At 39.6% G+C, this 23,471-nt stretch carries 23 protein-coding genes and 1 pseudogene; 12 read left to right on the top strand and 12 right to left on the bottom strand.

Features of this window, described 5'->3' with window-relative positions; all coding sequences use genetic code 11:
- Positions 1–4: 4 nt before the first annotated feature.
- On the bottom strand, positions 5–1,039 hold the full coding sequence (locus GO495_RS19875; protein ID WP_157301459.1) for a cyclic GMP-AMP synthase DncV-like nucleotidyltransferase: 1,035 nt from the start codon (positions 1,037–1,039) through the stop codon (positions 5–7).
- 4 nt (positions 1,040–1,043) lie between these two features.
- Positions 1,044–2,057 carry a CBASS cGAMP-activated phospholipase gene (locus tag GO495_RS19870; RefSeq protein ID WP_157301458.1) on the bottom strand — a complete coding sequence of 338 codons (1,014 nt, stop codon included), beginning with the start codon at positions 2,055–2,057 and terminating at the stop codon, positions 1,044–1,046.
- Positions 2,058–2,530: 473 nt separating this feature from the next.
- On the opposite strand from GO495_RS19870, the gene GO495_RS19865 reads away from it, so the two are divergent.
- The 3 genes and pseudogenes from GO495_RS19865 to GO495_RS32210 form a co-directional block, all read left to right on the top strand.
- A complete protein-coding gene (locus tag GO495_RS19865; RefSeq protein WP_157301457.1) occupies positions 2,531–2,998 on the top strand; it encodes a hypothetical protein in 468 nt (155 codons plus the stop codon).
- A 224-nt stretch (positions 2,999–3,222) separates the two neighbouring features.
- Positions 3,223–5,103, top strand: a complete 1,881-nt coding sequence (locus tag GO495_RS19860) for an AAA family ATPase (RefSeq protein ID WP_157301456.1) — start codon at positions 3,223–3,225, stop codon at positions 5,101–5,103.
- A 573-nt stretch (positions 5,104–5,676) separates the two neighbouring features.
- Positions 5,677–5,903, top strand: a pseudogene (locus GO495_RS32210) (transposase); the annotation flags it as partial.
- Here the strand turns inward: GO495_RS32210 and GO495_RS19855 are convergent.
- Positions 5,880–6,251 (bottom strand): hypothetical protein, encoded by a 372-nt coding sequence (locus GO495_RS19855; protein WP_157301455.1) that lies wholly within the window; start codon positions 6,249–6,251, stop codon positions 5,880–5,882. The pseudogene GO495_RS32210 and the gene GO495_RS19855 sit on opposite strands and share 24 nt — an antisense overlap.
- 129 nt (positions 6,252–6,380) lie before the next feature.
- Here GO495_RS19855 and GO495_RS19850 point away from each other — a divergent pair, with 129 nt between their 5' ends.
- Complete coding sequence (locus GO495_RS19850; protein WP_157301454.1) at positions 6,381–6,956, top strand: TlpA family protein disulfide reductase; 576 nt, start codon at positions 6,381–6,383, stop codon at positions 6,954–6,956.
- Positions 6,957–7,028: 72 nt separating this feature from the next.
- Here the strand turns inward: GO495_RS19850 and GO495_RS19845 are convergent, their stop codons facing one another.
- Together GO495_RS19845 and GO495_RS19840 are read right to left on the bottom strand one after the other, a co-directional pair.
- A complete protein-coding gene (locus tag GO495_RS19845; protein ID WP_157301453.1) occupies positions 7,029–7,886 on the bottom strand; it encodes an alpha/beta fold hydrolase in 858 nt (285 codons plus the stop codon).
- 39 nt (positions 7,887–7,925) lie between these two features.
- Positions 7,926–8,738 (bottom strand): alpha/beta fold hydrolase, encoded by an 813-nt coding sequence (locus GO495_RS19840; RefSeq protein WP_157301452.1) that lies wholly within the window; start codon positions 8,736–8,738, stop codon positions 7,926–7,928.
- A 254-nt stretch (positions 8,739–8,992) separates the two neighbouring features.
- On the opposite strand from GO495_RS19840, the gene GO495_RS19835 reads away from it, so the two are divergent.
- Positions 8,993–9,568, top strand: coding sequence for a Crp/Fnr family transcriptional regulator (locus GO495_RS19835; protein ID WP_240915269.1), 576 nt, complete (start codon positions 8,993–8,995; stop codon positions 9,566–9,568).
- Positions 9,569–9,691: 123 nt separating this feature from the next.
- On the top strand, positions 9,692–10,738 hold the full coding sequence (locus GO495_RS19830; RefSeq protein ID WP_157301450.1) for a proline iminopeptidase-family hydrolase: 1,047 nt from the start codon (positions 9,692–9,694) through the stop codon (positions 10,736–10,738).
- Between the two features lie 119 nt (positions 10,739–10,857).
- On the opposite strand, the gene GO495_RS19825 is transcribed toward GO495_RS19830, so the two are convergent.
- From GO495_RS19825 to GO495_RS19805, 6 genes are all read right to left on the bottom strand, one after another.
- Positions 10,858–11,301, bottom strand: a complete 444-nt coding sequence (locus GO495_RS19825; RefSeq protein ID WP_157301449.1) for a DMT family transporter — start codon at positions 11,299–11,301, stop codon at positions 10,858–10,860.
- Positions 11,302–11,336: 35 nt separating this feature from the next.
- Positions 11,337–12,206 carry a helix-turn-helix domain-containing protein gene (locus tag GO495_RS19820; RefSeq protein ID WP_157301448.1) on the bottom strand — a complete coding sequence of 290 codons (870 nt, stop codon included), beginning with the start codon at positions 12,204–12,206 and terminating at the stop codon, positions 11,337–11,339.
- 17 nt (positions 12,207–12,223) lie between these two features.
- Entirely contained in the window at positions 12,224–12,841 is a 618-nt protein-coding gene (locus tag GO495_RS19815; RefSeq protein ID WP_157301447.1) for a pyridoxamine 5'-phosphate oxidase family protein, read from the bottom strand.
- 6 nt (positions 12,842–12,847) lie between these two features.
- Positions 12,848–13,087 carry a hypothetical protein gene (locus tag GO495_RS31980; protein ID WP_170302694.1) on the bottom strand — a complete coding sequence of 80 codons (240 nt, stop codon included), beginning with the start codon at positions 13,085–13,087 and terminating at the stop codon, positions 12,848–12,850.
- 105 nt (positions 13,088–13,192) lie between these two features.
- Entirely contained in the window at positions 13,193–14,098 is a 906-nt protein-coding gene (locus GO495_RS19810; protein WP_157301446.1) for an alpha/beta fold hydrolase, read from the bottom strand.
- 348 nt (positions 14,099–14,446) lie between these two features.
- The gene (locus tag GO495_RS19805; RefSeq protein WP_157301445.1) at positions 14,447–15,121 is read right to left on the bottom strand and encodes a putative quinol monooxygenase; all 675 of its coding nucleotides are present in this window, start codon (positions 15,119–15,121) and stop codon (positions 14,447–14,449) included.
- Positions 15,122–15,399: 278 nt separating this feature from the next.
- Here GO495_RS19805 and GO495_RS19800 point away from each other — a divergent pair, with 278 nt between their 5' ends.
- The 3 genes from GO495_RS19800 (at position 15,400) to GO495_RS19790 (ending at position 20,855) form a co-directional block, all read left to right on the top strand.
- Positions 15,400–17,352: a sigma 54-interacting response regulator gene (locus GO495_RS19800; RefSeq protein WP_157301444.1), complete on the top strand. Its 1,953-nt coding sequence runs from the start codon at positions 15,400–15,402 to the stop codon at positions 17,350–17,352.
- A 241-nt stretch (positions 17,353–17,593) separates the two neighbouring features.
- Positions 17,594–18,490 carry a LysR family transcriptional regulator gene (locus GO495_RS19795; RefSeq protein ID WP_157301443.1) on the top strand — a complete coding sequence of 299 codons (897 nt, stop codon included), beginning with the start codon at positions 17,594–17,596 and terminating at the stop codon, positions 18,488–18,490.
- 121 nt (positions 18,491–18,611) lie between these two features.
- Positions 18,612–20,855, top strand: a complete 2,244-nt coding sequence (locus GO495_RS19790; protein WP_157301442.1) for a tetratricopeptide repeat-containing sensor histidine kinase — start codon at positions 18,612–18,614, stop codon at positions 20,853–20,855.
- A gap of 665 nt (positions 20,856–21,520) precedes the next feature.
- On the opposite strand, the gene GO495_RS19785 is transcribed toward GO495_RS19790, so the two are convergent.
- Entirely contained in the window at positions 21,521–21,781 is a 261-nt protein-coding gene (locus GO495_RS19785; protein WP_170302693.1) for an alpha/beta fold hydrolase, read from the bottom strand.
- Between the two features lie 500 nt (positions 21,782–22,281).
- Between GO495_RS19785 and GO495_RS19780 the strand changes: the two genes are divergently transcribed.
- The 3 genes from GO495_RS19780 to GO495_RS32755 are packed head-to-tail and all read left to right on the top strand — an operon-like array spanning position 22,282 to position 23,458.
- Entirely contained in the window at positions 22,282–22,680 is a 399-nt protein-coding gene (locus tag GO495_RS19780) for a hypothetical protein (protein WP_157301440.1), read from the top strand.
- Between the two features lie 51 nt (positions 22,681–22,731).
- Positions 22,732–23,265, top strand: a complete 534-nt coding sequence (locus GO495_RS19775) for an AAA family ATPase (protein ID WP_205691290.1) — start codon at positions 22,732–22,734, stop codon at positions 23,263–23,265.
- Between the two features lies 1 nt (position 23,266).
- On the top strand, positions 23,267–23,458 hold the full coding sequence (locus GO495_RS32755; protein ID WP_157301438.1) for an ArsR/SmtB family transcription factor: 192 nt from the start codon (positions 23,267–23,269) through the stop codon (positions 23,456–23,458).
- Positions 23,459–23,471 lie beyond the last annotated feature (13 nt).

Genomic DNA, 23,471 nt, shown 5'->3' with positions numbered 1-23,471 from the left:
ATTATTAGGCACTGTTTGCAGAATCTCCTATAATTGCGCTACGAGAATAGGTCGTAGCGCCTTCAATTTTATCACTGGCCAGGGAGCATGGGAAACGTGAACCTAGATGTTTCTGCCATTTCAGACAGGCTTCCTTCTGATTATCGCTCGCTATTGCTTGTTTTGCAGAGTTGACAAAGGTAGCAAGGCGATCCATAAAATATTCTTTTCTGGTATTACTGTAGGACGCAAATAGATCCTCTCCTTTCGGCGTTGTAGGTCTCGGACAACTACATCCATTGGCTTTGAGGAATTTTTCGATATTCTCCAGGGTATGTTTCAAACTTACATCATCCTGCTCATGTGGGAAATAATTCTCTGCAGCTAGAATTGTCATTACTATTCCAGGTGGCATATCGCCTCTTAACTCATCTCCCCATGCTTTTAAATAACGTACCATCCTACGCAACTGGGCGTCCTTCTTTCTGATATCGGAAAGCCATTGTTGATATTCAGTATATAACCTGTTTTCAACCAGGTAAGCAGATTTAAACCCTGACATTACCTTTTTTTCAAACCAATCAATGAACTCTATTGGATTACTCAACACCCATTCATCCGGCAAGTGAGCCAAATTGGGGTTATAAATCGAATTCGCGTAATAGATCGGAAGGTCTATATGGAATTTTTCCTTCTCATAAGCTACCCTAACACAGGTGTCTTTATCGGTAACTTTGGCATAATCTTCATCATGACCTACAGCCAATACAACCGCTTCGTGAAATTTACTCACAGGAGGTCTTTGGTTTGGTGAAAGACTTCCCACAAAATAAACACCGTCATCCAGATCAAAGTCATCATCTTTGGGGGTAATGATCGTATCCATTACAAAAGAGCCCTGGGAATGAAATTCAAGCTGTTCATCAAATCTCAGCAAGGAATAATTCTTTGCCATTTTTTCGCGTAGCCGGTTCCGGACTGCCCTTAAAACTTGTCTCTTTTCCTCACTTAAACGGATCACCCTATTGTAGTGCGAGAATAGTTCATTGCAATTTGCCATACTTCTATTTTAATACAAATGTTTTCTTGGTTTTGAAAAAAGTAGCGACATCTGGATTTTTTCTAAATGTTGTGGCCTGCTGGTTAGCCTTACTTAAAATTAACTTCAGAGCCTTTTTTGAGGCATTATCCAGTTGTATGTGTTTTTCCTGCGCTGATCCGACAACGTGACTGGGTATCCGTACATAATGTACAGGAACAGGACTAATCGCTTTGATATTGTTCATAAAATATTCAGCAAACTGGCTTTGTCCACTTATTGCCGTTTCAAACAAGCTGTTCTTCCATCCCAAAAACCCCCGATGACGTCTTAATCCTACAGGCCTCCCTGCGCCGATTTCAAGACTGCTAATGGAAAGAATCTCCAAAGCATTATACCCATATTTGCTGTCTGGGCCAAGGAGCCTGGTTACCGCTTCTACATAACCCACCAGAGTAGGGTTATTCGCCCATACCCCCCCGTCAATAAATTGATTATTATCGCAAGTCGGTAGTTCTGCCATCGGAAAAAAAGTAGGTGCAGCGCTTGTTGCCAGTGCTACATCTACATAAGGGGTAGCATCATCGCAATCCAGGTCCCCATAATCCTTTTTAAATACTCTTGTTTTCCCCTCTGTGACCCGGTATGAGGGTATACATAAAAGATTGTGACTATCGCCAATCACATGATCTTTAAAAACACTTTTTAGGGAATTCTTTAAATTTTTGTCGGAAAACTTACCAAAAAAAGTGGCTTGTCTTAAGCTGTCAAAAATGTTTAACAAGAACCATTTCCTCCAGGGCGGGAAAATCTTGGGGCCTTTATCCACATAAAATGCTACTAGTTCCGCAGCCGGAATTTTCAGTGACAGCCCTAATGCAATTAACCCACCCGTTGATGTACCACAGATCATATCAAAATGATCAGAAATACATCCAAATTTTTGTTCAAACTGTTCCAAGATTTTTGCGGAATACAGTCCCTTTATTCCACCCCCATCTATTGTTAAAATTTTTAAAGTCTTTTTCGGAGCCTCCATTAATTAATTTATAGTTTAAATACATATAAACTTAGTGGTGATGCAGGTGCAGATATAACTAATTAGTTAGATATAGGCATTAGAATATAACAAACACGAGAACACTGCAGTATCTCATATACTGCTTATTTTAGCACACGACTTCACATAGCAAACAAAAAACTGTAAATCATTGATTTAAACCATATGCTATTAAAACAAATATACTTAAAAAAGTAAGTTTCAGCTAACACAATTAGTACTTGTTATGTAAAATTCTGGTCAACATGTTTCAGAATCATAAACGTCATAATGCTGACAAAGTAACCTATATTTATTCTAAATATTATATATGCCCGATTTTTATATGCCTGCTGATTCAACAAATGAAATTTTGCAGGGACTGTTGCAAGGATTCTGGATGGAGAAAGATAAAGACGGCGTAATTGTATTGTTGATAAAACTTGAGGCCTCCCTTTTAAACAGTATTATTAATGGATGATAATACTATTCATGATGATCTTATCGTCAAGTATACTTGCAAATCAATTGAAGAACTGAAATCGATCATACCAAAATGGGCTTGGGGGCGCAATAAAAGCAAATTGCTGGATATAAGTCAATCGGTTAAGGAAGGTCGTTATGCTGTTAAATTGATAGCCCCATCATCCTTTATGAAGCTTGCCGATTTTTACGAAGTGGATTGCTCATCGCTTTTCACTGGTGAAAAACTAAATGATTCTAGAATTGCCCGAATTCTTGATCGCTGGGAAAACAAACAGTTTGTTGATCCTCCCAGCATAAACCTCTCTGATAATGGTAAACAGATTGTCTTTCAGGATGGAAGACATCGGGCTAAAATTAGTTTCCTGCTTGGATATAAAGAGATCCCACTAGCAATTGATATAGATAATTTGCAAGAAATAATCGTTCTGTTCAAGCTTGTAGGTACTATTATCTGAAGGAGTTAGACTTACTTGGTTGCTCTTCGGGATCTATATAGATGTCAAACAGGTCTGTTAGACGATCTTTAATGTCATTAAGACAGTGCCTATAGCAAAAATAGACGGATGGCTTTTCAAAAGTGCTCAAAGTACATTTGAATTTGAGGATGTTATATATTTTACTTAATATAGGGAAACTTTTAGAAAATGTGTGTCAGCTTTCAAATTTGAAAACTTGAAGAATGCATTCAAATCGCCTATACCCTTCATGGGATCAGATTAACCAGTTAAGGACACCCTTAACAGCAGGAGAACTGGCTTTGGTTCGATATTTAGATTTATATCTCCCCAAGGATAAAGATTGGACGCAGACCAATAAAATTGAAGACTACAAGCATTTAAAAACTTATAACGGCTGGCTGATCTTTGTTCAACCCTTTCTAAACGGGGCTAGGCCTGATATCATAATATTTCATCCAAAGGTCGGTCTCATGATCTATGAAGTCAAGGATTGGGACTTGAAGCATTACAAGGTTGACAAAGGAAGTCTGAAGGTGAATACCAGGGATGGAAGTTATGACGTCAAGCATCCCAAAAATCAAGTAGAACATTATAAAGATAATATTCAAAATCAGCTAGTTCCAGCAATAGGTGAAGCTGTAGATTTGAATAAAAAGAACTTTGGACTTATTAAAACTGGTATTTATTGCAATAATTCTACCACATCCGAATGTCGGGATGTATTAGGTACACCTGTTAAACCCGAAAATTTTAAATATTTCCCGTTTATAGGAAGAGATGCATTAACGGTGGAAAAGCTACAGGAGGTTGTTCCGGACGCATATCGATTATTTTCTTTCTGGAAAGAGGAGTGGAATGAAGAATTACTATTTTGGTTATTGCCTCCCTTTCATAGCATAGAACAGGGAACTGTTTTGACATTAAGAGGAAATCAATCAAAAATAGCAGAACCTCAACCGGGTCATCATAGAATAAGAGGTGTAGCAGGTAGTGGTAAGACACAAGCACTAGCATATCGTGCGGGAAAGTTAGCTTCTATGAGTAAGCATGTATTGATCGTAACTTTCAACATCACTCTTTGGCATTATATCCGAGATATGATTCAAAGAACACCATTTAATTTTCGATGGGATCAATTCACTTTTGCACATTTTCATGGGTTTTGCAAAGACAGGTTAAATAAGTTTGGTGTTAAATGGCCACAAGGCCCCAAGAGGGATAATTATGACAATGATGAAAGCTTTGAGCAGGCCTTAGAATATTTTTTTAGAATCACAATTCCAGATAAAGTAAAATCTGCAATAAGAGGGCAGTCTGTGGATTGTTACGATGCTATACTAATTGATGAGGGACAGGATTATTATTATCAATGGTATGAACTATTAATGAGTTACTTTTTAACCTCCCGGGATGAACTGGTTGTTGTTTGTGATAAAAAGCAAAATATTTATGAGCGTGAACTTGATTGGTTAGATAAGCGGGTTACACGCATTGGGCTTGATAGATTTAAAGATCCGTATATTGACTTAACTACCTCTTATCGCTTACCCAATCGAATTGCTGAAATATCTAATCGATTTAGTGAAATATTTGGACTTAATCAGGAAGTAAAACTTTCAAAAATTGAACGGACTAATAGTCTACATGAGCACATCGTATGGCGAAATGTAGCTCGGGGGCAATGGTTAAATGATATTTTTAACTCTTATAGACGATTAACATACTCCGGGGAACACCCGTCCGATATAGTTATATTGCTACCTACACATAAGATTGGATTACAGGTTGTGCATTTTTTTAAGGAGAAGAAAATTGGTGTGAATCATGTGTTTGAAGATGATCAGGAACTGAAAACTAATAAGAAAATATTCTGGATGGGAGACAGCCGATTGAAAATGTGTACAATACATAGTTTCAAAGGATGGGAGCTGCTGAATATTGTATTGTATATTCCATTTATTACAAAAGACAGTATTAGTAGGATGGATTCAATTGTCTATACAGCGATTACAAGGACGAAGGCTAATTTAATAATTATCAATGAGAACCCAAGATATGAAGAGTTTGGTAATACGCTACCTAAGAAATGGGATGATCAGTAACTTTATCACTTTGTTGATTGACCCAGCAAAATGAGAACTGTTTAAATTCATCGAAATTTGGTATAACAGTTAGCGCAGACATTCCGTATTGGAAATTTGATGCTAGAAGAATTTGATAATCCCATTATTAAATACGCAGCTTAATATTTATCTAGTCTTTTGTTGAAAATCCAACCAGAATTATATTCAATGCTTTGAGGTCATAGAGTGCAGGCATAAAACTACCTTAGCTTTATAGACATTTTTCGAATTTGTTGTACGTCTTGAAAATAACTTCCGTAACGCAGGAGGGGGGTAGAAGTCGAACAATCATTTTCATTTCTTATTCAGAAGAAAATAAGAGACAGCCAAATAGTATTTTTCTACTAATATTATAGTTGAAAATTATTTTTACTGATGAATGCTTGAATTGCAGATAAACTTTCCATAAACAGGTTCGAACTTCGTCCCTTACACCCCGCAGAAAATAAGCCGTCTCAAAAGTATTTGGGACGGCTTTGCTTTTTATGCAGTTTTTTTAAGAAAATACGCCTTTTTTGCTAACCATATGACGCTTATTGTGTTATAGGGACTATGGCAAGAGGCAAAACATTATCAGGCGTATTTAAAAGCAATCACCAACATCAGGGGATGCTATTACCACCAGATTTAAATGATCTGATTCCGCCAATCATCCAGTCAGAACAGTGAATGATATTCTGGCTAAAGTGGATATTACAAAGTTACTGCAACAGTACAAGCCAGGAGGGACAAGTAGTTACCATCCTCGAATGTTATTAAAGGTCCTGGTTTACTCCTACCATGATAGCACTCACTTCACTTATATTATACTCATCAATTTTGACTGTTAAAAATTCAGCATGAAATGGTTTAATAACCGCAGGCGTATCAAAAGCAATGGAATCGCGATTAGGAATTGTTCTCAGAAAAAATGTAAGGGAGGGATCTTTGTACTTCAGCGACGTAGGAAGTTCACTCTGCCGCAGTTGGTATAAACTGACACTTCTCTTCAATGCGTACTTCGCTGAATTTATAAAATTACGCTCACTGACTTTAAAGTTATTATACACCCAATAGACCTGAGACAACACAATCAGCAATACGGCAATTACTGCAACAAAGAATGTAAACTTCAATCCTCTCCTCATAATACCCGATAAAATTACACTATAACGCTTTCATAAATATTCAGTTAACATTAGTTAACAGAAAAGTGCTCCTTTTTAACATTCAACCGTATTTCGTCTGATATTTTTGTAATCGAAATTACATCAATTATGAAAAAACATTTCTTTTACCTGCTGCTTTTTTGCACGTCTGTTTCCATGCCGGGTTATTCAAATACCGAATATCGGCAAACACCCGTCGATACGCTATATAATATACCTGCTCCCCAATTCAGTATGTTAGATATAAACGGCAAAACTGTAAGCCTTTCTGACTTCAAAAATAAAGTGCTGGTCGTGTATTTTTGGTCAACATGGTGTTACTATTGCCATAAAGATTTTCCAATGGTCAATAAAGTAATAAAGCAATATGCAAATGACACCACCGTAGCCTTTCTTTTTGTGGACACACGTGAGAAATCACCCCAATATAAAAGTCTTGTGCAAAAAGACATGGTAAAGTATAACTATAACTTTCACGTTGTGTTTGATGAAAAAGGAAAAGATAGCATTCAAAACAAATACTATACGGAGTTCGGAACAATAGGAATTCCTACACGATTTGTCATTGACGGAAATATGGTCATTCGTCATAAGTTTGTAGGATATGATGGACGTCTTACGGAAGAGGAGGCTGCAGCTGCATTTATCCGCTCAATTGAAGACACAAAAAAATTGGGCCATTAATAAAGAATAGAAACGGCGAAGTAACGATTAGTTCGCCTTCGCCGTTCACTTGTGTCATTTTACGAATTCAGTTCAGCCAGGAATAAAACGGCTTATTAAGTCAGCAACAAGTCCGTGATGCTCCTCAAGTAGAAAATGCCCTCCATCAATTTGAATTATTTCCGCTTCGGGGAGATCTTTTCTATAAGCATTCCCGCCAGGTGCTATAAACATGGGATCGTTCTTCCCCCATACAACCAATGTCTTAGGTTGATGCTCTTTAAAATACTTATGCCATTCGTCGTACAGGGCAAGATTACTTCCATAATCCCGGAAAAGGGCGAGTTGTATTTCGTCATTTCCAGCCCGGTCAAGATAATATTGATCGGTTATATAGCTATCCGGACTTATCCGGGTTTCATCATTGGCGCCATTCAGATACAGCCATTTAGTAGCCGCTGATGTCAGGAAAAAACGGGCTGCTTTCTCCTGTTCGACATCCGGTTTTTGAATATAGGTGACCAAAGGCTCCAATGCCTGTCCTAAACCTTCATGATACGCATTCGCATTTTGTATGATAAGTGACCGGATCAATTCTGGGCGACGGCTGGCGATTCTCAGCCCTATTGGACCGCCGTAGTCCTGGATATACAGGTTGATATTCTGAAGTTGCAGGTGATCAATAAAGCGTTCAATAATCACCGATAAATTATCAAACGTATACGAAAACTGTTGCGCGTCAGGGGCACTACTTTGCCCAAACCCGGGATAGTCAGGAGCAACAATATGATATGCACCCGATAGATCAGCAATAAGGTCTCTGTACATGTGTGAAGAGGAAGGGAAACCGTGTAGTAATAGTAATACCGGGTGCGCTGCTGTACCGGCTTCACGATAGAAAATGTTCAGCCCATCTATTTCGACCGTTCTATAAAATATCTGATCTTTCATAAAAAACATTAAATCATAAGAATAAATATTACGACCTATCTATTTACCACCGGCCGCTGCAAGGATCACCTTTACGACAGCTGCTGGTTGTGACAGCATAACCACGTGGCTTGCATCCACGTGATAAGTAGTGGCATGAATGTTTTTGGCCATCTCGCTTTCCAGCTGTGGTGATATCATATGATCCTTGTCCGAGACAACATAAAAACTTGGCTTATTTTTCCAGGCAGGGTTACTTACTTTGGCTGTTATGGTACTAAAGTGAAAGCGCCCCTGTCCGGCTGCAATGATCCTGGCTTCCTGTGCTGGCAGGTCCTGTGCAAAATGGTTTACAACCGTTTCTTCTTTCAGGCGTATATAACCGTCACTACTAACAACAGGATCTGCAAGCCCCGGCACATTCGACATTTTTCTCACCTCATATGCATCCTTGCTGAGACTCTCAATGCTTTGCCCCTCATCCGGTGCATAAGCGGCTACATATACAAGCGACTGGACCTTTTCGTTGTTCCCGGCTTGGGTAATAACAACGCCTCCCCATGAATGACCTACCAGTATCACCTTCCCTTTTACTTCTGCGATAGCCCGCTCTACAAACGCGACATCATCATTTAAGGAGGTTAATGGATTTTGAACGGCTATCGTGTAGTAACCTTTTTCCTGTAAAGCAGGTATTACCTTATTCCAGGAAGATCCATCGGCAAAAGCCCCGTGTACCAGCACTATGGTTGGTTTATCTTCCTCTTTAGCGGTTGTGTGCTGCCTCAGCGTACCCTTAAAGGAAACTAATGATACAAGTACCAGCAGTACGCCCATTACAGTGGACATCACGACCACAATATTCTTTTTCATAATATAAAATTTAAAGTGATAATTAGGGGTGACCAGATTGATCGATCAAATTTGAAAAGAAGTATGTGATTGGACAAATAACTTAATTAATAGGAACGCTTATAATTTTAATCGTTGCTTTCTTTTAAATCATTTTCATTTGTGTTAAAAAACAGCTAAAAACACACGCTTGTACGGTGATGAAAAAAAAGATCACTCTTCCTTCACGCAATAATATTAATCAAGCAATATTTTGCACTCCTTTTCTGGATTACATGTCGCAGGACGTTGTGCTTAATGATGCGACAAAAAAGCTGGTAGAAGAAAACTGTAGATTGGTAAATTTCGCCGAAGGAAAGCGATTGCTGGAAGCAGGTAATGTATGCCAATATATTTACTTTATCATTGAAGGAAAATGTATTTCCTACTTCACCGATTTCAAAGGAAAAACAATTACCTGGTTTTTTCACTTCAACAGCCCGGCAAGCACCACAAAGAATATTTTTGCCGTAGACTATAGAAGTTTTCTTTCCCGCCAACCAGCCACACTCACCATTGATACCCTGTTACCTGTAACCGCTATCCGGTTTTCTGCAGATGAATTAAAAAAACTGGTCGGGGAATCGCCTGCAGTTGAACACTGGCTGCGTCTGTTGACCGAAAAGGCTTTTATACAGGTCTATGATCGCATCAATACACTACTTACATTGCCTGCTCCTGATCGGTATAAGAGATTTCTTGAGGAGGAGCCCTATCTGTTAAATATGTTTTCGAATTATCTGATCGCCACTTACCTGAATGTGACGCCCCAGTCGTTAAGTCGTATCAGAAAGCAACTCAGGCATGATTAAACTACTTGTTAGCACCATTAATTATCCTAGGGTAATTAACATATGATTTTCATTGCAGAGTTTTGCATCGAAATTGAAAAAACAATGAAAAACCATAATTAGTATCAGTATTAAAATAACAAGATGATGTATTTAAAAAAAACGTTCGCATTGATTGCATCCATGATATGGTTGATGCTGCTTGCTAACTGCTCGGCTCCAGACGCAAAAAGCAATAAGGCTGACTATTTTATTACGGATACAACGACCGTGCAAACAGGAGGTGTCAAAATGGTACCCATAAAGACACCTAAAGGTATTTTCAACGTATGGACAAAACGGATTGGCAATAATCCCAGTATAAAGGTGCTCCTGCTTGCCGGGGGACCAGGATTTCCGCACGATTATCTGGAAGCATTTGAAAGTTATTTCCCGGGCGAAGGAATAGAATTTTATTACTATGATGAATTGGGTAATGGCAATAGTGATAAACCAGGTGACAGCAGCCGTTACAACGTAGTGAGTGCCGTGGATGAGGTTGAGCAGGTACGGCAGGCATTAAAGCTGGATGCATCAAATTTTTACGTATTCGGCCATTCGTGGGGTGGCCTGCTGGCTATGGAATATGCGATAAAATACCAGCAACATCTGAAAGCGTTGATCATCTCGAATATGGTGTCAAGCGGAAAGGAGTTTAACAATTATATTCAGCAGGTGCTAGTGAAACAATTGCCCTCTGCAGTACTCGACACAATCAATGAATTGTCGGCCAGGAACGATTATGCTAACCCGAAGTATTCCGAACTTGTAACAAAGCATTTTTATGCTAAGTTTATTTGTCGCCTGCCATTAGAGCAATGGCCGGAACCTCTCAAAAGGGCGCTGGGTAAACTGAATATGCCTTATTATCTGGCATTACAGGGCCCTAGTGAATTCGGCATTATTGGAGGTTTACTTACCTGGGATATAAGCGACCGGCTGAAAGAGATTGTTGTGCCAGCACTGTTTATAGGCGCTAAATACGATGAAATGAACCCTGAACATATAAAATGGATGAGCCAACAGGTACAACATGGGCAGTTTTTGTACTGTGCCGACGGTAGTCACCTGAGTATGTACGATCAGCAATCATTTTACATGAACGGTATAATACACTTTATAAAGGACATCAATAATAACACCTTAAAATAAAAACTCCAGAAAGCAAATGACAAGTTGCAACCCAGGGTCAGTATAAAATCCGAAAGCCTTCAAATCTGACGATTTGAAGGCTTTCTCTGTTCGAAGTATTAATAGCGCTGATGATTTCTCTAAAATTTTTCTACTATAGCAACTCCCGCAATGATCAGCAGCATACCAAGGCCGCGCCAAATGTTAATAGGATGCTGCGCTGCGACCAGGATACTAAAGTGATCCAGCAATACTGAAATGATAACCTGCCCGGCTATCACAAGCCCGAACGTAAGTGCCATACCTAGTCTTGGAAGCGCCAGCATACTTCCCGTAATGAATACAGCACCAATGACACCACCACCCAACACTGCCGTAATATAGCTGCCCTTAAGCAATTGCCAGGAGAATGTTTCTTTTGTAAAAGGAACATAAAGGCCCATGGCAAGTGCTCCCACGATAAAACAGATCATAGAAGCATAAATAGGGCTGCCGATTGATTTCGCCAGTTTGGCATTAAGCCCACCCTGCAAAGGCAATAAAGCACCACATAAAAAGACCACAAAAAGCCAAGCTATTTTCATAATTATATTTTTCTATCAGATAAACGATCGTTCATTTACATTGAAAGCCCTTTTTTGAATTCGGTAAAGTTAATGCCGGAGCAGTTCTTAAAATACTTGCTGAAATGAGCAGGATTCCAAAATCCCAGATCATAAGCAATCTCCTTCAAACTATAACCGTCATGAAGCACCCTTCGTTTCGCTTCAAGAACAATCCGCTGCTGTATGTGATGACTAACCGTGCGTCCCGACAATTCTTTCACCACATCGTTCAGGTAATTGGGGGATACCGATAAGATCTCAGCATACTCTCTCGCCATCTTTTTGGAAGCATAGTGCCTTTCCAGTTGTTTAAAAAATAGTTTAACCAGATCAGACTTCCGGGACCCGTAAATGCCCTGGCCATCCTGTTTTAATTGCCGGCATAAATAGATCATGAATATCTTCAGGTATCCCTTCAGTATGTCCGAACGCAAATCCAGCGCATTATTATATTCCTGTATCATTTCGTCAGCTAAGGATACCATTAAGGCTATCGCATCACCCCATATATGGATGATCGGTATGGAGTTAAACCGGTTGAAAAGCGGGATATGAAATAAACCGGCCAATCTGACATCAGTTAATTCAATGTATTCTTCCACAAAAGAGATCGCATAACCTTTTGCCTCTTCATCAATCTCCATTGTAAAAAGCTGTCCAGGCTTCGCATAGAAAAACACGTTTTCATTTATAAGGAACACATCTGTATCAAGACTTATTTTTACAGCACCCTTGAGGATCCAGATAATCAGGTACATTTCTTCGCAAAAAAAAGGTGCTTCTCCTTCTTTATTTCTCGCAAGAAGCGATTGGATGGAATGAATCTCAAAGGGCGCCGGCTCAGCAACCTGACTGTCTTTCTTTAATTTACGGCTAATTTTCATTTTTAATAAGTTTTATCTTACCCGTCAGCAACGGGTCTCTCTTTCAATTTTTTTAATTCGGCTTCTAATTGTAAAATATATTTGCTTTGTGAAGCAAAAGCTTTATTGATTTCCTCAATGGAATACCGGGGTGTGATGTGTTGCTGACAATTCCAATCGTAAGCTTCTACATCAAATACCATCATTCTTTCCGGACGAAATTCATAGCCCTCCAGGTCAAGTCGTGCGTACAGCGCAGGATCGTCTTTCGGTTCGACAATCCTGGCTTTAGCATACAATTTCAATCTTGTTCTCGTGGGATAATCCACCATAATCAATGCCACGTTATTATTGGTGGTAATATTACCTACAGTAATATATTGGGCGTTGCCTTTATAATCGATAATACCCAACTGTTTTGTATCCAGCACTTTAATAAAACCCTGGGGGCCACCCCGATGTTGTATGTAAGGATATCCATTCTCCCCAATAGTAGCCATATAAAAACTATCCCGGTCCGAGATGAACCCCGTTTCATTCCCCGTGAGCCCATCCACATAGCTTCTATTCTCCAAACGGGCATAGCTTTTACGACTACCCAATTTCTCCTGCATATCCCTGACCGCTTCTGTAAATGCTAATGATGCATAATTCATTACTATTTATGATTTGGTTGCGCTCGATTTTAAAAGGGAAGGGATCTGACACGATTCCGGAACTGTAAGTTTGCTGATGATTGTTGTCAGGTCCGGATATTGCGCCAATACATCATCCCATAGCGAATCGCCACATTCATCTGGTATAACAATTATCTCCGGTATTTGCCCATTCGGATCTTGTGATCCGGCTACAGCATTTTGTGGCTTTATTCCGAGGGGCTTCGTGTTGTCTGAAGAACTCATAAAAACAGATTTAATTTAGAAGGTTTACAATAGGATACAACAAAGCTCCTTTCGGCGTATAAACCCTTTTACAAATTTGGGGCTGTTGTATTCTTAATCAATGCTTTATACTGACTGAACTAATGCTCCATCCAGCTTGCGATCGCCCACTTTTCTGTCTAAAAAGTTCCGTATGGTTGCTGCAATTTCATCACCAAAACTTTCAAGCGCAAAATGTCCTGTTGGATAAAGATGAAACTCCAGGTTCTTTACATCTTTTTTGAACGCCTCTGCACCAACACCAGGAAAAATATAATCGTCTTTCCCATACACAATTAACATTTCCGGATTTGCTGTACGCAGATATTCCTGCCATTTAGGATATTGTTTTACGTTGTTTTGGTAATCATAAAACAGCGCGATCTGTATGTTGTCGTTTTCAGGACGTTGCAGGTGCCTGAGATCGATCTCCCAGTTATCAGGAGATATAATGCTTTCATCCGGAACATGATGTGTGTATTGCCACTTCAATCCATCGGGGCTATGAAAGGACTGACAAGCTTTAATAGCCTCTTTGTCATTTCTGTCTTTCCAAAGAGCCTTAATGGGATCCCAGAAGGTTTCTAATCCTTCTTCATAGCAACAGCCATTCTGGACAATGATGCTCTCTATCCTTTCCGGGTGTTTTGAGGCGAGTGTCCAGCCAATGGGAGCACCGTAATCCATTAGATAGAGACTGAATTTTTCAATATGCAAGTGCTGCAGCAACTCCTCTATAATCCTGGCATAGTTTGCAAAACTATATTCAAAATCGGCCATAGGTGGTTGTTCACTTCTTCCATAACCTGGGTAATCGGGCGCAATCAAATGGTATTTGTCTGACAAATCATTGATCAGGTTACGGTACATGTGTGAAGAGGTTGGGTAGCCGTGCAACAACAGTAAAACCGGAGCATTGGCGGGGCCCGCTTCCCTGTAAAAGATATTTACGCCGCTGATCTCCGCTGAGTGATAGTGTGTCTTGTTTTTCATTGCGTTTGTTTTTAGTTTAATAATTCTTTGTCTGTTTGAGATAATTCTTTTAGGTGCTTGCTCTCTTGCTGAAGGAATGAGATGAGTCAACAATAATGTCGCTTTTATATATTTCCTTTATTACCATCAAAGCTCAGTTCTATAATTCGATTTCTAAAATCACTGTATTAATCGGTGCTATCAAAAAAGTAATATGCACGGTTGTCTGATAATATATAGTTGAATTTGTCATACAGATTCTTTTCCCGTCAGGATGCGCACGCGGTGAAGTAAATATCCGATATGACCGGACTGAAAGAGCCGGTTGTTAGTGATGGTATATAGTAGGCGTAAAGGGGAAAGAGTTCCTTAAAGTTGTCCAAATTGAATAAGGTGATGATATCCATTTTCAAATGGATATTCTTTGATGGAGGTTTGCAGGAACTTCATTACAGGATCAAGTGCCGGCTCCTTTAGATGATATTGAAATGTGTCCCAGTTATTGAATTTCTTATAAATTACAAACTGGGTTTTGTGGTTAACTACCTGATTTAACTGAAACAACAACAAACCGGGGGACTTCTGGAGAGCAGGCATTAAATTACGGTTTATTGATTTGAAATGTTCTTCTGTACCAGCCTTCACATCTACAAATAACATGATGGTTAATGCATCCCGGCTAATTTCTCTAGAAAATAATTCCAGCTCTTGTAGAAAAAAGGTTTCAACCGGACCTGCCATTCCAATCTCAACTAAAGCACCGACAGCTTTTGTTGCAGTAGTTCTTTTATTTTCTTTATAAAAAGCAGAACTGCTCCATCGTTCTATCATCCACATGATACAGCTATCTCCTCTCTCATAATATGCTTCTGCCATTGCATTACCGGTTGCCTGAAGGGAGCTAAACGCATATCGATCTAAAACTTCGAGAAATTCATCCTGATAGGAAGTTTTTACATGATATTGTGTTAAAACAATAGTCTGCCCTTTTTTGACACGCAAAAACCTTGAGAAGGCTATCTCCCATATTCTGCGAATTTTCATTGCGATAATATTAAGAAATGTGATAAGTTTGTCAGGTAAAGTTGGCAATAAATTTTCCGGTGGAAAAACAAACACAGTAATGATTGGTCGTATTATTTTAATAATGAAAGGTTAGCGGCAGATTTTTTTTATCTTGAATAAAAGTTTGTTAAACGTAGTTTTAACCTGTATCCAACCTATCTGGTCGATGTCTATAAAGGACGGTACAATATTCTATATGTAATGTCTAAATATTTTATAATTTCTAAATATATCCTCATTTTTAAGCAGCTGCAATTATGACAAAAAAGGTACTGATTGTAGAAGACGAATTCATTGTAGCCAGTAATCTGCAGCAGGTATTACAGCGATCGGGCTATGAAGTAAGCGGCATAGCTGCATCTGCAGAAGAAGCAGAAGAGAGTTTAAAAAGGAATAGGCCTGATATTGTATTGCTTGATATCCGTTTACAGGGAGAGCGCTCCGGTATCGATATTGCGAGGAAATTAAAATCTGAGCATATTGCGTTTGTTTATTTATCGGCCAATTCAAACCAGAAAGTATTAGAAGAAGCGAAGATGACTTATCCTGATGGATTTTTAGTTAAGCCATACAGGAAAAAAGACTTGCTGATTATGTTGGATATTGCCTGGTATCGGCATGCGCATAGTCTCGAAGCAAAAACGAACCAGGAAATACTTTTACAGAAACAGTTAACAGAAATAAGCAATGAAAATTCGGATAGCCAGCAAAAGTTGTTGAAGATTGCCGGGATCATGCAATCTTGTATACCATTCGATCTTATCAAATCTGGACTAAGACCACTCAATACTGTTCAATTCAAAGATAAAGGGTATTTGCGCATTGGATTCGATGAATACCAGTTTATTGGAGAAAAAGAGCTGCTGACAATTACAAATCTGAAGAGAACAGCGCTGTCTGTAATTCTCGCAAACAGCCATGTGGATATAAACACGACCATTTATAACAATGAACCTGCCAGTGAAAAGCCGAATATACCGTCACTTCAAAAAACGTTGATTGAAACTTTCAATATACAATCTTACCTCGTATTTCCTGTTGTGCTAAGCAATGGACTATCATTTCACTACTTTTTCTATAATCGTCAACGTAATATATACACGAACAAGCACATTTCCATGCTGGACCATTTGAGAACGAGTCTGGAAGAAGTGGCTGAAAAACTAATTTACGGAGACAATCCGGCCATTTCAAAATATGATCAGGCTAATGCAGAAAGAAAGCTACAGGGAGATTCACTGAATTACCCCGAATTCCGGAGCATTATCGGTAACCACCATCTTCTGTTAGGGGCATTAGACCTTGCTGCACAGGTCGCGTTTTACAATACATCAGTTTTAATTCTTGGAGAAAGTGGAACCGGGAAAGAAAAACTGGCGCGGGCCATTCATTTATTGTCGCCAAGAAAAAATGCGCCCTACATCACAGTAAATTGTGCGGCTATTCCGGCTACGCTAATAGAGTCAGAACTATTTGGTCATGAAAAAGGCGCATTTACCGATGCTACGGAAAAAAGAAAAGGTAAGTTCGAACAGGCTGATGGTGGAACTATTTTCTTAGATGAGATAGGAGAACTTTTGCCTGAGATGCAGGTGAAAATTTTGCGTTTTTTGCAGGAGAAGGAAATTCAATGTATTGGTAGTAGTTCACTTACAAAGGTGAATGTTCGTGTAGTAGCTGCTACTAACCGTAACCTGGAGAAAGAAGTTGCTGCAGGAAATTTCCGGCTTGACCTATATTACCGTGTGAATGTTTTCCCTATTACATTACCCTCATTGCGGGAACGTAAAAGTGATATAAAAGAACTGGCTATTTATTTTGCGGAAAAATTCTGCAGGGAATTTAATAAACCGTTCCATGGCATTCTCACTTCAATGATGGAAGACATGATTGCTTATGATTGGCCGGGAAATATCCGGGAACTTGAAAATGTTATAGAACAGGCTGCCGTTCTCAATAACGGCAAATCAAAATTAGAACTGAAACGAAAACTTACAGGTCACACAATACCAACCACGAATGTGATTAAAACGCTTGAGGATGTAAAAAACACCCAGGCTGAAACAGAACGGGAATATATCATTTCGATACTCAAACAGGCGAATGGACGCGTCCGTGGCTCCAATGGAGCAGCACAATTAATGAATATTAAACCTACGACACTGGAATCAAAAATGGGTAAGCTGAAAATCAGGCGGGAAGATCTATGAATGTATGGGGAAACCAATTAATGCGACTCCGAAAATATTGGACGTAAAAATCAACACGACTCCAATATTTTCGGAGCTCAGCGCCAGTAATATTTTCCTGTTCACCTAAACATCCCGTGAAATAATTGATTTTCAACACATTGCGTATTTAAGTTTCATTTTTATATTATTTATTGGCAAATGGCATTTAAATGGCTTATATGATACATCTAACATAAGTCAATTTAAAAAACCTTAAGCCATGTTGAATTTAGAATGGTTTAGAACATTTAAAGCAGTTTACGAGACGGGCAACCTATCTACTGCCGCGCAAGCACTGTTTATTTCCCAGCCCGGTGTAAGTGTTCATCTAAACTCCCTGGAAGCTTATACCGGATATCGCTTGTTTGAGCGGGTAACAAAGAAGATGATACCCACGGAACGTGGTATTATACTATATAATTGTATAATAGACCCTATCAACAAACTGGAGTCAGCAGAAGAATCCTTCCACAGAAATTCCAAAGTGGAGAAGCCAACGATCAGCGTAGGTATGGGGTTTGAAATCTTTAAATACACCCTTGAAGAACACCTTACACAATTACCCTTCAATCTTGTCTTACGGTTTGGTGAGTATCGCCAAATTCTACAAGAACTTGACACCGGGAAACTGGATCTGATATTGACCCCGAAAAAGGGCAGTCAAACAAACCTGGAATATATACCGTTTACTACAGAGCGTATCATTTTAATCTGTGGCAATGAAACGGATACCGAACAATTTGATAGCCTGGTATTGACAAATGAAAGAACGGCGATCAGGGAATGGCTGAAAGGGCAGATATGGTACACCACTGCAGCGGATATGGAGTACCTTGAGCATTTCTGGACGGCGAATTTTGACTGCCTGCCAGACCTTAAGCCAAACTATGTAGTTCCTTATTTCTCTTCTATACTGCGTTGCCTAAGTAAGGGAAAAGGCTTCGCCGTAATACCGGATTTTCTTGCTAAAAAAGAGCTTGCGCTTAAATCGGTTAAACTCGCCTGGGAGGGAAGTCCGCACGTGGAAAACACCCTGCATTTCGGCAAACGGAAAAAGACGATATACTCCAATGAGATCCGACAACTGGAACAAATATTGACAATGAACTGGTTTTGAGAAAGATACCCAAGGATTATTGATTTACACATAACCAATTCCAGCTATACCTACACTTGAAGACAACTTTATCACATCGTCTTGTTAGCACCCGTATATTGCATACTTAAACAACTTTCTCATGCGCTTCCTCCTATTGCTTATAATGACCTCAGCAGTCGTCCCGGCGGAAGCTCAGGAGTTCAGTCTGCTCCAGGCCGATTCACTCAGGCATGAGTTGACGAATACCAGCGACAACTACACACGGGTAAAAACACTCATACACCTGGCAGAGTACCATATCTGGAAGAAGGGCGAATTAGCAATAAACCTGGACAGCGCAAATGCCTGTTTGACCGAAGCAGATCGGCTAAATCGAATAGTGCAGTCGAAGGAACTGGCAGGCCACCAGTTACTCATGAAAGGGTTTATGCTCACGGAACAAGGAAAGAGGAAGGAAGGTCAGGCGACCGTAATGCAATCCATTCCCTTGTTGCAAAAAAGCAATAGTCAACGTTTGCTTGGACTGGCATATTTTGAGCTGCAGGCCTTTTATAATTATTCAGATAGTTCTCAAAGCAGGGAACGTATCCGAATTACGGGCCTTGCGGTAAAGGCCTTCCACCAGGCAGGAGACAAGGTGCTTGAAGGATGGGCTCTCACCACATTGGGCGATCTGCATAGCATACAGGAAGAATACGCAGTTTCCAATGAATATCTTCTCCAGGCAGTGGCAATATATGAGGCCATTGGGCATAAAAAAACACAGGATGCATATGAATTACTCGGCAGGAATTGTAACAACCAGGGAGACTACAGACGTGCATTCGAATATGCATTACTCGCACTGAAAGCTGCAAAGGCGACCAACGATTCCAGTATGCAAATGGCTACGATTAACAATCTGCTTGGTTCGCTATACCGGAACGCCGGCAGAGCAGAGATCAGCATTTCGTATTATCATGAAGGACTGACCGTAGCTTTACAGCACAAAGATGGTCCGAATGCACTGCTGATGGCTTATGTACTAGGCCGCACTTATCTTGACCTTCACCAGTCTCGCAAAGCCCTTGAAGTTTTAGATGCGATTCCCCGGGGCTTGCTCGATTCTTCTAATGCCAGAGTAAAAGCCCTCATGGGAATGGTATACATGGACGGATACTACGTCTGGAAACAACAAGAAAAAGCGTACAAATATGCTGTTATCCTGGAAAAGTTGATTGAAGAAAACACACTGGCGGCGGAGTGGGCCAACCGCGTTTGCATAGCATTGGTCAAGTATCATTTGAATGAGCATGATATTGCAAAAGCTCGCCTGTACCTCGATAAATGTATGACTGTATCGCTGTTGCCCACCTCGCCTGAATGGGTTTCCCGATATGATATCAGCTACAAGGTCGATTCGGCCGAAGGAAATTATAGAGCAGCATTTTACGATTTACTCAAATACAAAACGCAAGACGATTTACTCCACAACGATGTCAAAACACGCCAGTTTCAACAACTGGATGTAGAATACGAAACCTCTAAGAAAGTGGATTCCATCTCTTTGCTCACCCAAAAAACCAACCTGCAGGCCACCAATCTGCGACAGGCTCACCTGATCCGCAACATCACCATGATTGGTATTGTACTTGCGCTGGTCGTCATAGGCTTGCTCTACCGGCAATACCAGCTCAAACAGCGCAACAATAAGACAATGGCCATCAAAAACGAACACCTGGAACACCTCGTCACCGAAAAAGAATGGCTACTGCAGGAAGTAAATCATCGCGTTAAGAATAATTTGCAGACCATCGTAAGTCTCCTCGAATTACAATCCGATTCTCTAAGTGGAGATGCTCATTTCGCATTGCAAACCAGCCAAAACCGTGTATACGCTACCTCTCTGCTTTATCAAAAGCTTTATAGAACAGAGAACGTGTCGTCCGTCAACATGAAAGTTTATATCACCGAACTTGTACAGCACCTTCAGGATGCACTTGGTAGCAGCACATTCGTAACTGTTACATTAGATATTTCCCCTATTGAACTCGATGTCTCACAAGGTGTACCCCTCGGACTGATAATAAATGAAATAATTACCAATTCATTCAAGTATGCATTCGATCAAACCATTTTGTATCCGGAAATCGTTGTTACCTTTTCCATCGAGCACGGCGTCGCTAGCCTCGTCATTAAAGACAATGGGATCGGCTTTCCCTATGCCGGCAAAGACAACTTTGGGACCGGTTTACAACTGGTAAAAGGGCTGACGGGAAATATAAATGGGGAGGCCTTCATCGTATCAAACAATGGCACCTTTATAAAAATCATGTTCTTGCCCAAAGGCTCACCCACATCGGAAATGCAAAACAGTACGCCATCGGAGATATTTAGCTTATAGGCTCAAACGCTTTCATTAAATCATCTTTACTACCTGCTGCAGGTATCCTTGAACGTTTCTATAAACACGCTGGTTAATATGCTATTACAAGCTTCTTCCTATTTTGAGATTTAATTATTTCTCCCTTCCAATTAACTTGCTCATTTTATGTCAATTTGGTTCTAACATATCCAATTGTACTAGATAAAGCCAAATTGACAATAATATCCTATACATATGTTGCATGCTTCCCAATTCTCGATCCTGTGCAGCTAACTTTATCAACTTTTGACTTTGTCAATTCCCATTTTTTAAGCCGGTAATCCTCCGATTTTGAGTCCCAGCCCAATATGAGAATATTACAGGCAATGCAATTAAGAATTCGACCTGCTCTTTTTTTGTGATTGCTTTACTTTCGAAATCTCTTTTAACCGTTGTACTTGTGCTAAAGCTTGCGCACAGGATATTCCTGGTTGCGGTGCAATTATCCGCTGCCACCTCAATGATAACTCCGTCAATGATATTTTTAAGTTTGCTTCTGGTATCATTAGTATCCATTTGAAGTAAAATCACTAAAAATCAAGGAAATTTTGAATTCCATGTCGACAGTGCTATACGGTATGCTGGTTTTCAATATAATAAACATATTATCAACTGGGTATAATTAAAAAATCGCGTCCTTTAAATTACAATTTGTTTAAATAATCTAAATCAACCTGATTATAACCAAGTACTTTAATAAAATCAACTGCGTCCTTAGCCATTTCAGAAACACTTTCAGATGTTTTGCCCCCTGTAGTGGCTACTCCTTTGTTATTAAACAGGATAACATGATGCTTTTTTGCCAAAGCATTTGTAATTACCGGATCCCAATTATCCATAGTACCTGTAAAGTGTTGCAAAAAATGGCTGCAACTGTCGCGCCTGGCCATTAAGCAAAGCAACATAAGGATTAAATATATTATGTTTTCTGGTTTAAGATAACTCTGTGATGTGCTTTGCAAATTCGGAAATAGCCATCACATTATATAGTAAATTGCTAAGGCCGCATAGATCTTACTCGTTATATCGGCAACTATGGATAGTTGCATACATCCTGCCACAAGCAGATTCCATCCATCGGTTTTTAAAAACATGATATAAGTCATGTTCATTTTTAACTGCTGTCATAGTATTATGCCGATGATGGTCGTAACTTCATAATAGTTCAAAATCTGATATAAAGAGAAGCGAATAAAGCCATAATTCTTGTCCTTATTTATGAGGCGTGGGAATTAATTATCACTATTGGGCTACCTGGCAAAATATTCATCTCCATTTTTCTTTTTAACAGGGTTTTCAGAATATAAGATCTCAAAACATTTCCACCCTGTTTCTGATTGCTAAGCTAGAATTTTACAAGTCAATTCTTTAAAAGATAAACTCAACCACACCTAAAATTTAAACAATGAAAAAGATGTATTTTCTATTGTTGCTGACGGGAAGCATTCTGGCATTCAATCAGCACTCTATTGCGCAGAAGGAACCGTTAACTTCAAAAACAGCCACAAAGGACAAGGGGTATACAGTTCTTAATCCCGGAGAACTAATTGTAATATACAAATATGCCCACCTTGCACACTCTCCGAAAGAAACAGAAAAATATGCCCCTACATATTTTTTTACCTCTAACGCTTCTGATGTATTACAGCCCCTTACAAAATCGAACCTAAAAAAGGCATTCCCTAATAATCATCCCTTTCACGACGCATTAGATGCCACTATAAAGGAAGATAAGGAGCTTATCAATTACGATAATTTCCATAAAATGTACAAAGTGAGCTGGATTTTGAAACAGCATTCATGAAAATTAACCCCACTGACCAATAGGGGTTAAACGCTGTTAAATACAATGGAAATGACTCGAAAAATAACAAATTGGTACGTCATTACAGGTGGTCCGGGAGCAGGAAAAACAACGATTGTTAATTTACTTGGCGCAAAGGGATACAAAACAACTATTGAACATGCCCGACATTACCTCGATACTCAGCTTATTAAAGGCAGAACGGTAGAGGATGTCAGAAAAAATCAGAAGGAGTTCCAGTCCGGCATTCTTGATATGCAGATTGAGCAGGAAAATTCGCTTTCTCCCAATGATGTTGTTTTCCTTGACCGGGCAATTCCCGATGCACTCGCATACTATCGTTTCCTGAATCTGCCAGAAGATAAAAAGTTAAAGGAAGCGTTGAGTAAGGTTTTATACCGGAAAATTTTCATTCTCGATTGCCTTCCGCTACAACAGGACTATGCGCGAAAGGAAGATGAGTCAGCTCAAAAACGAATTCATTCGCTGCTTACCGATATATACGAAGCACTCCCGGTTCCGGTAATTCATGTTCCGGTTATGCCGCCTGACAAGCGTGTAGATTTCATTTTGAAAAATCTTTAATATGAGATTCAAACCTTATTCGGCAAAAGTCATTTACAGAAAACTGAAGCTGCAGCAACCGGTTGTTTCCCGGCATTTGAATATCCTAAAAAACGCCGGGATTGTCAGTCGCAAACAGGAAGGGCAGAAAATCTATTACTGTATCTGTACAGAAAACGAAACCGTTGAATCGCTCACCAAATATTTTTGTTAAACAAAAAGTAATA

This window comes from Chitinophaga oryziterrae (assembly GCF_009758125.1).
Lineage (GTDB): Bacteria > Bacteroidota > Bacteroidia > Chitinophagales > Chitinophagaceae > Chitinophaga > Chitinophaga oryziterrae.
Note: the sequence above shows the minus strand (reverse complement) of the source record. Positions and strands in the feature narration are given on the sequence as shown.

What these genes read in the sequence shown, in the direction of transcription:
- GO495_RS19875 (WP_157301459.1), bottom strand. Translation starts at nt 1,039, where the DNA reads ATGGCAAATTGCAATGAACTATTCTCGCACTACAATAGGGTGATCCGT.
- GO495_RS19870 (WP_157301458.1), bottom strand. Translation starts at nt 2,057, where the DNA reads ATGGAGGCTCCGAAAAAGACTTTAAAAATTTTAACAATAGATGGGGGT.
- GO495_RS19865 (WP_157301457.1), top strand. Translation starts at nt 2,531, where the DNA reads ATGGATGATAATACTATTCATGATGATCTTATCGTCAAGTATACTTGC.
- GO495_RS19860 (WP_157301456.1), top strand. Translation starts at nt 3,223, where the DNA reads ATGCATTCAAATCGCCTATACCCTTCATGGGATCAGATTAACCAGTTA.
- GO495_RS19855 (WP_157301455.1), bottom strand. Translation starts at nt 6,251, where the DNA reads ATGAGGAGAGGATTGAAGTTTACATTCTTTGTTGCAGTAATTGCCGTA.
- GO495_RS19850 (WP_157301454.1), top strand. Translation starts at nt 6,381, where the DNA reads ATGAAAAAACATTTCTTTTACCTGCTGCTTTTTTGCACGTCTGTTTCC.
- GO495_RS19845 (WP_157301453.1), bottom strand. Translation starts at nt 7,886, where the DNA reads ATGAAAGATCAGATATTTTATAGAACGGTCGAAATAGATGGGCTGAAC.
- GO495_RS19840 (WP_157301452.1), bottom strand. Translation starts at nt 8,738, where the DNA reads ATGAAAAAGAATATTGTGGTCGTGATGTCCACTGTAATGGGCGTACTG.
- GO495_RS19835 (WP_240915269.1), top strand. Translation starts at nt 8,993, where the DNA reads ATGTCGCAGGACGTTGTGCTTAATGATGCGACAAAAAAGCTGGTAGAA.
- GO495_RS19830 (WP_157301450.1), top strand. Translation starts at nt 9,692, where the DNA reads ATGATGTATTTAAAAAAAACGTTCGCATTGATTGCATCCATGATATGG.
- GO495_RS19825 (WP_157301449.1), bottom strand. Translation starts at nt 11,301, where the DNA reads ATGAAAATAGCTTGGCTTTTTGTGGTCTTTTTATGTGGTGCTTTATTG.
- GO495_RS19820 (WP_157301448.1), bottom strand. Translation starts at nt 12,206, where the DNA reads ATGAAAATTAGCCGTAAATTAAAGAAAGACAGTCAGGTTGCTGAGCCG.
- GO495_RS19815 (WP_157301447.1), bottom strand. Translation starts at nt 12,841, where the DNA reads ATGAATTATGCATCATTAGCATTTACAGAAGCGGTCAGGGATATGCAG.
- GO495_RS31980 (WP_170302694.1), bottom strand. Translation starts at nt 13,087, where the DNA reads ATGAGTTCTTCAGACAACACGAAGCCCCTCGGAATAAAGCCACAAAAT.
- GO495_RS19810 (WP_157301446.1), bottom strand. Translation starts at nt 14,098, where the DNA reads ATGAAAAACAAGACACACTATCACTCAGCGGAGATCAGCGGCGTAAAT.
- GO495_RS19805 (WP_157301445.1), bottom strand. Translation starts at nt 15,121, where the DNA reads ATGAAAATTCGCAGAATATGGGAGATAGCCTTCTCAAGGTTTTTGCGT.
- GO495_RS19800 (WP_157301444.1), top strand. Translation starts at nt 15,400, where the DNA reads ATGACAAAAAAGGTACTGATTGTAGAAGACGAATTCATTGTAGCCAGT.
- GO495_RS19795 (WP_157301443.1), top strand. Translation starts at nt 17,594, where the DNA reads ATGTTGAATTTAGAATGGTTTAGAACATTTAAAGCAGTTTACGAGACG.
- GO495_RS19790 (WP_157301442.1), top strand. Translation starts at nt 18,612, where the DNA reads ATGCGCTTCCTCCTATTGCTTATAATGACCTCAGCAGTCGTCCCGGCG.
- GO495_RS19785 (WP_170302693.1), bottom strand. Translation starts at nt 21,781, where the DNA reads ATGTTGCTTTGCTTAATGGCCAGGCGCGACAGTTGCAGCCATTTTTTG.
- GO495_RS19780 (WP_157301440.1), top strand. Translation starts at nt 22,282, where the DNA reads ATGAAAAAGATGTATTTTCTATTGTTGCTGACGGGAAGCATTCTGGCA.
- GO495_RS19775 (WP_205691290.1), top strand. Translation starts at nt 22,732, where the DNA reads ATGACTCGAAAAATAACAAATTGGTACGTCATTACAGGTGGTCCGGGA.
- GO495_RS32755 (WP_157301438.1), top strand. Translation starts at nt 23,267, where the DNA reads ATGAGATTCAAACCTTATTCGGCAAAAGTCATTTACAGAAAACTGAAG.